The sequence below is a fragment of the Bradyrhizobium sp. genome, from assembly GCF_028868675.1.
Classification (GTDB): domain Bacteria; phylum Pseudomonadota; class Alphaproteobacteria; order Rhizobiales; family Xanthobacteraceae; genus Bradyrhizobium.
Window position 1 is genome coordinate 1 of record NZ_JAGWUA010000219.1, and the last position, 7,710, is coordinate 7,710.

General features: G+C 65.2%; 9 protein-coding genes. 4 read left to right on the forward strand and 5 right to left on the reverse strand.

What is annotated here, in order from left to right; translation table 11 throughout:
* Positions 1-94: 94 nt before the first annotated feature.
* A complete protein-coding gene (locus KGM94_RS21510; protein ID WP_300263884.1) occupies positions 95-508 on the reverse strand; it encodes a flagellar assembly protein FliX in 414 nt (137 codons plus the stop codon).
* A 268-nt stretch (positions 509-776) separates the two neighbouring features.
* Here KGM94_RS21510 and KGM94_RS21515 point away from each other — a divergent pair, with 268 nt between their 5' ends.
* From KGM94_RS21515 to KGM94_RS21530, 4 genes are all read left to right on the forward strand, one after another.
* Complete coding sequence (locus KGM94_RS21515) at positions 777-1,901, forward strand: flagellar basal body P-ring protein FlgI (protein ID WP_300263886.1); 1,125 nt, start codon at positions 777-779, stop codon at positions 1,899-1,901.
* Positions 1,901-2,260 carry a flagellar assembly peptidoglycan hydrolase FlgJ gene (gene flgJ / locus KGM94_RS21520; RefSeq protein ID WP_300263888.1) on the forward strand — a complete coding sequence of 120 codons (360 nt, stop codon included), beginning with the start codon at positions 1,901-1,903 and terminating at the stop codon, positions 2,258-2,260. Before KGM94_RS21515 ends, flgJ begins: the two co-directional genes overlap by 1 nt.
* 17 nt (positions 2,261-2,277) lie before the next feature.
* Entirely contained in the window at positions 2,278-2,775 is a 498-nt protein-coding gene (locus tag KGM94_RS21525; protein ID WP_300263890.1) for a hypothetical protein, read from the forward strand.
* 156 nt (positions 2,776-2,931) lie between these two features.
* Positions 2,932-3,294 (forward strand): hypothetical protein, encoded by a 363-nt coding sequence (locus KGM94_RS21530; protein ID WP_300263892.1) that lies wholly within the window; start codon positions 2,932-2,934, stop codon positions 3,292-3,294.
* Positions 3,295-3,310: 16 nt separating this feature from the next.
* Here the strand turns inward: KGM94_RS21530 and KGM94_RS21535 are convergent, their stop codons facing one another.
* From KGM94_RS21535 to KGM94_RS21550, 4 genes are all read right to left on the reverse strand, one after another.
* On the reverse strand, positions 3,311-3,676 hold the full coding sequence (locus KGM94_RS21535; RefSeq protein WP_300263893.1) for a hypothetical protein: 366 nt from the start codon (positions 3,674-3,676) through the stop codon (positions 3,311-3,313).
* Positions 3,677-3,689: 13 nt separating this feature from the next.
* The gene (gene flaF, locus KGM94_RS21540; protein WP_300263895.1) at positions 3,690-4,058 is read right to left on the reverse strand and encodes a flagellar biosynthesis regulator FlaF; all 369 of its coding nucleotides are present in this window, start codon (positions 4,056-4,058) and stop codon (positions 3,690-3,692) included.
* 288 nt (positions 4,059-4,346) lie between these two features.
* Positions 4,347-5,990, reverse strand: coding sequence for a flagellin (locus KGM94_RS21545; RefSeq protein WP_300263897.1), 1,644 nt, complete (start codon positions 5,988-5,990; stop codon positions 4,347-4,349).
* Positions 5,991-6,237: 247 nt separating this feature from the next.
* Positions 6,238-7,710: flagellin (locus KGM94_RS21550; RefSeq protein WP_300263899.1), on the reverse strand; the 1,473-nt coding region annotated here is incomplete at its 5' end.

A 7,710-nucleotide genomic window follows, 5' to 3' on the forward strand; every position in this document is an offset into this window, starting at 1 on the left:
GCGCTCGTGGCGAGCGCGAGGCCGTCGCCCTTCGAGGCTCGATCAGCGGCGCAGTTGCGCCGCTGCCCTCGCACCTCAGGGTGACGGATGACGACTACCCCTGCCCGGCCTTGGCGAGTTCGACCTCGACGCGCAGCTCGATCTCGGACAGCACGGAATCCAGCCCGGGATCGCCGGAGGACGATTTCAGGTTCGCGGCTGCATCGCGCAGCCGCATCACCGTCGAGGCGTCGAGATTGCCGGACAGCAGTCCGAGCTTGAGATCGTCGAGCACGTCGAGCGCGGTCCGGCCGCGGGCGACCGAGCGCTTGCGCCGCTCGACCGGATTCTCCTCGATGCCCTGCAGCGCGAGCAGCGCATCGATGTTGGCGGCGGCCTTCGGCGCGGACGCGGCGCGGCTCTCCTGCGCCGACGACGTGTCGGGCAGCACGAAGGTGCTGGAGCCCGTCCGCCGGGCGGCGGCCGCGGGCGTTCCAAGCGTGGTGCCGTTCGGTCCGTAGATGCGCATCGCGTCTGTTCCGCGTGGTTCGTCGGATGCAAGCTTCGCCGCTTTATGGTTAACGATGCGTAAACAGCCCGGCAAAATCTGCCGTCAGGCGGCAGTTTTGCGCCTCAAGGCGAACGCCTGCGAAACCAGGTCCGAAGACATTTAGTCAACCCTCTCAACGGGCTGGCCGCGACGCCCCCAAGTGGCACGGTGCTCGCATGGGAGATGGCGGACCGCTCGTCATGGGAGTGTCGAAAGGTCCGCGACTTCAAGGCCTCGGGGAGCAGAGATGCCAGGCGTTCGTTGGGCAAGGTTGTTCGGAGCGGCATGCGCCGCGCTGTCGGCGCTGGTGCTGTCGGCCGCGTCCGCCGACGCGACCTCGCGCATCAAGGACCTCGCCAATATCGAGGGCGTGCGGCAGAACCAGCTGATCGGCTACGGCCTCGTCGTCGGCCTCAACGGCACCGGCGACACGCTCAACAACATCCCCTTCACCAAGCAGTCGCTGCAGGCGATGCTGGAGCGCATGGGCGTCAACATCCGCGGCGCCACCATCCGCACCGGCAACGTCGCCGCGGTCATGGTCACCGGCAACCTGCCGGCCTTCGCCACCCAGGGCACCCGCATGGACGTCACGGTGTCGGCGCTCGGCGACGCCAAGAACCTGCAGGGCGGCACCCTGCTCGTCACCCCCCTCCTGGGCGCCGACGGCAACGTCTACGCCGTCGCGCAGGGCTCGCTCGCGATCTCCGGCTTCCAGGCCGAGGGCGAGGCGGCCAAGATCGTGCGCGGCGTGCCGACCGTCGGCCGCATCGCCAACGGCGCCATCATCGAGCGCGAGATCGAGTTCGCGCTCAACCGCCTGCCGAACGTGCGCCTCGCGCTGCGCAACGCCGACTTCACCACCGCCAAGCGCATTGCCGCCGCCATCAACGACTATCTCGGCGTCAAGAGCGCCGAGCCGCTCGATCCCTCCACGGTGCAGCTCGGAATCCCGCCGGAGTTCAAGGGCAACGTCGTCGCTTTCCTCACCGAGATCGAGCAGCTCCAGGTCGATCCCGATCTCGCCGCCAAGATCATCATCGACGAGCGCTCCGGCATCATCGTGATGGGCCGCGACGTCCGCGTCGCCACCGTCGCGGTGGCGCAGGGCAATCTCACCGTCACGATCTCCGAGAGCCCGCAGGTGAGCCAGCCCAATCCGCTGTCGCGCGGCCGCACCGTGGTCGCGCCGCGCACCGGCGTCAGCGTCACCGAGGAAGGCAAGAAGTTCGCGGTCGTCAAGGACGGCGTCTCGCTGCAGCAGCTCGTCGACGGCCTCAACGGCCTCGGCATCGGCCCGCGCGACCTCATCAGCATCCTGCAGGCGATCAAGGCCGCGGGCGCGATCGAGGCCGACATCGAGGTGATGTGATGCAGACCGGCCCGATCAACTCCGCCGCGACCCAGCCCGCCGCCTTCGCGGTGCAGAGCCGCAACGGCCGGCCGGACCTCGAGCTGACCAAGGCGCTGACCAGGGTCTCGCCGCAGCAGCAGGCCAGGGCGCAGAAGACCGCCACCGATTTCGAGGCCATGTTCATCAACGCGATGTTCTCGCAGATGACCTCGGGCTTGAAGGGCGAAGGCCCGTTCGGCAGTACGACCGGCACCGGCGTGTGGCGCTCGATGCTGACCGAACAATATTCCAGGAACTTCGCCAGTGCAGGCGGCGTCGGCATCTCCAGCGAAGTCTATCGCACCCTCATCCTGCAGCAGGCCAAGGCCTCACGGTAGAGACGGGACCAATCGACATGAACCACTTCAACCCATCACGTCAGCCGATGCCCGCAAGGCGGCCCGCCGCCGCGCCCGTCGACCCGGAGGCCCGCCGGCTGGCGGAGGAGCTGATGGAGGCGATGAATGCGCTGCTCGGCCTGGTCGAGCGCGAGACCGAGCTCGTGCGCGCGGGCAAGCTGCGCGAGGCGATGGCGTTCGAGGCCAGGAAGCAGGAGCTGTCGCGCCGCTACGTCGGTGCGGTCGGGCAACTGAAGGCGAAGCAGGACCTGCTCACGAAGTCCGCGCCGGAGCTGCTCTCGACCTTGCATCGCCACCATGACGCGTTCCGCGCCATGCTGCAGGTCAATCTCACGGTGCTCGCGACCGCGCACGCGGTATCGGAGAGCGTGGTGCGCGGCGTCAACGCCGAGATCCAGAAGCGCAACGTGCCCAACACCTACACCGCCGCCGGCCGCCGCGCAGCTCCGGGACCGCGCCACGTCACGCCGCTCTCGGTCAGCCGGTCGCTCTGAGCGACGCACGAAGATAGCGACAATTCTACGAAAGATCGCGCACCGATCCCGGTGCGCGATTAACTACGTTTCCTAACTGGGCGTTCAATGCTGGGGCCCCATAGTTGCGCGACGAGACGGGTTGGGATTTGACTCGAAAGGCACCAGGAGGGCGCCATGAGTACAGATTTCAGCATCAGGCCGGTGGGGATCCCGGCCCCTGCGCCGATCATCACGACGTCGAGCCCGGCGGCGAACGACGCCGTGCAAACCGAATTGCCCGCGATCCAGACGGTGACCGCGAGCGATGCCGGCGCGAGCGCGCGCAGCAGCGACGTGGTGCACAGCCAGGATGTCACGCGCCAGGTCGTGTTCGACCAGGCCGCGGCCTCGTTCGTCTTCCAGATCGTCAACGACAAGACCAACTCGGTGCTGACGCAGTTTCCCGACGAGGCGATGCTGCGCCGTCGCGCCTATTTCCATGCGCTCGATCTGAGCAAGTCGGATCAGGTGCCGCCGGTGACCGACCGCAACGCCTGAGGCACGGACCAGCGGATCAACCGTCCTGTGTCGCGTACGCCTGGTCGAGATAGGTGGTGCCGGTCGCGGGATCGGTCACGACGTTCTTGATCAGCGCCGTACCCTTCTTGGTCAGCGTGAACTTGGTATCGCCGAACCGGAACGACGAATCCTTGATCAGGACATCCTGATATTTCACCGTCCCTTCGCTCTGGTACCTGATCTTGGCGCGAAAGCCGGAGACGTCGGTGATCGCGATCGTGAAGGACTTGCCGTTGGCGTACTTGCCGCTCCAGGTGCCCGCGTAGAGCGTTGCGTCGACCGGCACGTATTTGGTCTTGCTCGGAACCGTCAGGCCGGCCGACTTGTACGAACTCGACAGGATGCTCATGACGTCGGCCACGCCGAGGTCTCCGCTACGGCCGGCCGGACAGACCGGCTGCGATGTTCCGGTTGATCTCGATCAGCGGACGGAAATGATCGAACTGCGGGCTCGCCTGGAGGGCCGCGGTCTGACTCAGCACGAACACGCTGATGTTGGCGATCCTTCGTCTCACATCGAGCGGCTGCGGATTGGTTTCGCGCATCGCTTCGCTCAGAAAGATCGTCCAGAGCTTGCGGTTGAACATCAGCGCCTGCATCGTCTGCTCGCTGAGCGGATCGGCGTTATTGATCGCGTCCTGCAGCTTGTTGGCGGCCTTGAGCAGCGTCTGCGCCTCGACGTCGCGGGGAGATGCAGTGTTCGTGGCTACACGCGCGTAGGCCGAAGCAGCAGAACTCGACATTGATCACCCTGGACATTTCCCCGCCCATTGCACTGGCTTAGGGATTTCTTTCCCAACCGTAGGCAGCACCGCTTAAGATTTGCTTACGCATCTTGACGGAAGCACTCCGGACAATTACGGGTCGCGGATTCTTCCCTCGCGACGAAGCTAAGTTCGAGCACGCACACTGTAAACGGCCGCGATCGGCGCTTGATGTTTGGAGCTAAGGGAGTCTTAGCGGCCACCATCAAAAGAACAGCGGGGCATTAGCCCCGCCGTGATGTTTCGGTCCGCCGTCAGCCATCGCCATCAGCGGAGCAGCTGCAGCACGCTCTGCTGCGACTGGTTGGCGAGCGCCAGCGCGGAGACCGCGATCGACTGCCGCGTCGACAGCGCCTGGCTGTTGGCCGCTTCCTCGTTGGTGTCGGCCAGCGTCAGGTTGGACGAACCGGTCTGCAGCACGTTGATCAGGTTCTTGGAGAAGTCCTGACGGATCTGCACGATCGACAAATTCGAACCCAGGGTCGACGCCTGCGATCGCAGCGTGCTGCTGGCGGCGTTCAGCGAGGTCAGGACGCGATTGGTCGCGGCGTTGTCGATGAAGTCGGTGCCCTGGACGAGGTTCGAAAGGCCGAGGCCGCCGGAGTTGAAGGTCAACCCGGTGATCGTCAGCGTCGACTTGCCGGTCTCGTTGAACACCAGCTTCAGCGAGTCGCCATTGAGCAGGTTGACGCCGTTGAACGATGCGTCCTGCGCCGTGGTGTCGATCTGCGCGATGATGTTGTTGTATTGCGTGACCAGATTCTGGCGGATCGCCTGCGACACCGGATCCTTGATCGGACTCGTAACGGTCACCGCGCCCTTGGAAACCTGGAATGCACCGTTGCCATCAACGCCGGACTGCGACGTGCCGGCGACGGTAGGCATGTTGAAGGATGCGTAGTCGTTGCTGGTCGAGATCATCAGCTGGCCGCTCGAGTTGATCGAGGCAGACAGGTTGTCGCCGGCGAGCAGCGTGTTGAGGTCGTTCAGCGTCTTGACCGTACCGCCGGTGCCGTCGCCGAACGTCACGGTGGTGGCAAGACCCGAGCCGAGCGCCGTGAACGTCAGGGTGTCGCCGGTGCGGTTGTACGTGCCGGCGGTCAGGCCGAGCTTGGCGGCCGCGGTGCCGGCGAGGGTCAGATCGGAATTGACGCCGGTGTTGAGCTGCAGCGCCGACGTGGCGGCGCCGGAGTTCGCAACCGTCGAGGCGACCGAGCCGGTGCCGGTGTTGCCGGCCGAGGTGTCGATCGCGCTGAGCAGGTCGGAAACCTTCGGAGTGGTGCCGCTGGTTGCAAGATAGAAGGTCGTATTGCCGAAAGCGTCGACCGCGCTGGTCTGGCTCGTGACCGTCGTCGTGTCGAACTTGATGGTCTTGCCGTTGACGACGAGAACATCACCGTTGGCGATCGCCGTGCCGCCGGTGCCGATCGAGGCCAGCGTGTCGGTGGCAGCGATGGTACCCGGGCCGGCGCCCTTGTTGATGACACCCGCGGTATAGATCCTGTTGGTCACGGTGCCGAGACCGCGAAGGTCCGTACTGTCAACCGCGACGCCGTTGCGGGTGATGGAACCGGAGGTGACGTTCGCCCGCGTCGAGTAACCGACCTGGGTCTGCAGCGCCTGGTTGGCGACCGACTTGGCGCTGTCGACCAGCTTCTGCAGCGAGGTGATGCCGGTGTTGGCGGCCTGCAGCACCTGAACGCCGTTGCCGATGCCATCGAGCAGGTTGCTGATGTCGCTGGCGCGACTGTCGAGGCCCTGTGCGGTGAAGAAGTTGGTGGGGTTGTCGAGCGCCGTATTCACCTTCTTGCCGGTCGACAGACGCTCCTGGGTCGTAGAGAGGAGGTTGGCCGTCGACTGCAGCGACAACAGGTTCTGACGAACTGCAGCCGAAAGAACGATATCGGACATTGCGATCTTCCTCTTGAAGCGATACCGGGTACGAATCGGCGCTCGCCGACTGGAGAACTGCCTTTCTCCTGTTTTATTGTTAGTCCTTTAAAGTATGGTTAACGGCCACTTAAGCGACAGGGTTAACACCGGGTAAGCGCCCCTCCCCCTGCGTTAAGACGCGAATCCGGGGAAGCCCAGGCACACGAAAAAAGCGACGGAGCCGAAGCTCCGCCGCCGCCATTTGTCTCGTGATTTCAGTCGCTTGTTAGCGGAGCAGCTGCAGTACGCTCTGCTGCGACTGGTTGGCGAGCGCCAGCGCGGAGACCGCGATCGACTGCCGCGTCGACAGCGCCTGGCTGTTGGCCGCTTCCTCGTTGGTGTCGGCGAGCGTGAGGTTCGACGAGCCGGTCTGCAGCACGTTGATCAGGTTCTTGGAGAAGTCCTGACGGATCTGCACGATCGACAGGTTCGAACCCAGGGCCGAAGCCTGCGACCGCAGCGTGCTGCTCGCGGTGTTCAGCGAGGTCAGGACATGATTGGTCGCGGCGTTGTCGATGAAGTCGGTGCCCTGGACCAGATTCGAGAGGCCGAGGCCGCCGGAGTTGAAGGTCACTCCGGTGATCGTCAGCGTCGACTTGCCGGTCTCGTTGAACACAAGCTTCAGGGAGTCGCCATTGAGCAGGTTGACGCCGTTGAACGACGAGTCCTGGGCCGTGGTGTCGATCTGCGCGATGATGGCGTTGTACTGCGCCACCAGGCTCTGACGCCCTGCTTGCGACACCGGGTCCTTGATCGGTGCCGTAACGGTCACCGCGCCGTTGGAGGCCCGGAACGCGCCGTTGGCATCGACGCCGGACTGCGACGTGCCGCCGACCGTCGGTATCGTGTAGGATGCATAGTCATTGCTGGTGGAGACGGTGAGGTGGCCGCTGGAGTCGATCGAGGCCGTCAGGTTGTCGCCGGCGAGCAGCGTGTTGAGGTCGTTCAGCGTCTTGACCGTGCCGCCGGTGCCGTCGCCGAACGTCACGGTGGTGGCAAGACCCGAGCCAAGCGCCGCAAACGTCAGGGTGTCGCCGGTGCGATTGTAGGTGCCTGTGGTCAGGCCGAGCTTGACGGCCGCGGTGCCGGCGAGTGTCAAGTCGGCATTGACGCCCGTGTTGAGCTGCAGGGCCGACGTGGCGGCGCCGGAGTTCGCCACCGTCGAGGCGACCGAGCCGGTGCCGGTGTTACCGGCCGAGGTGTCGATCGCGCTGAGCAGGTTGCCGACCGTGGGGGCGGTGCCGGTGGTCGCGAGATAGAACGTCGTATTGCCGAAAGCGTCGGTCGCGCTGGTCTGGCTCGTGACCGTCGTCGTGTCGAACTTGATGGTCTTGCCGTTGACGACGAGCGTATCGCCGTTGGCGAGGGCCGAGCCGCCGCTAAGCGCGGAAAGGCTGGTGGCGGCGGTGACGGTGCCCGGGCCGACGCCCTGGGTGACAACACCCCCCGTATAGATCCGGTTGATCACGGTGCCGAGGCCGCGAAGGTCCGTACCATCCACCGCGACACCGTTGCGGGTAATGGCACCGGAGGTGATGTTGGCGCGGGTCGAGTAGCCGACCGGGGTCTGGAGCGCCTGGTTGGCGATCGACTTGGCGGTGTCGACCAGCTTCTGCAGCGAGGTGATGCCGGTGTTGGCGGCCTGCAGCACCTGAACGCCGTTGCCGATGCCATCGAGCAGATTGTTGATGTCGCTGGC

Coding starts and splice junctions, on each gene's coding strand:
- KGM94_RS21515 (WP_300263886.1), top strand. CDS start 777: ATGCCAGGCGTTCGTTGGGCAAGGTTGTTCGGAGCGGCATGCGCCGCG.
- KGM94_RS21510 (WP_300263884.1), bottom strand. CDS start 508: ATGCGCATCTACGGACCGAACGGCACCACGCTTGGAACGCCCGCGGCC.
- flgJ (WP_300263888.1), top strand. CDS start 1,901: ATGCAGACCGGCCCGATCAACTCCGCCGCGACCCAGCCCGCCGCCTTC.
- flaF (WP_300263895.1), bottom strand. CDS start 4,058: ATGTCGAGTTCTGCTGCTTCGGCCTACGCGCGTGTAGCCACGAACACT.
- KGM94_RS21530 (WP_300263892.1), top strand. CDS start 2,932: ATGAGTACAGATTTCAGCATCAGGCCGGTGGGGATCCCGGCCCCTGCG.
- KGM94_RS21545 (WP_300263897.1), bottom strand. CDS start 5,990: ATGTCCGATATCGTTCTTTCGGCTGCAGTTCGTCAGAACCTGTTGTCG.
- KGM94_RS21525 (WP_300263890.1), top strand. CDS start 2,278: ATGAACCACTTCAACCCATCACGTCAGCCGATGCCCGCAAGGCGGCCC.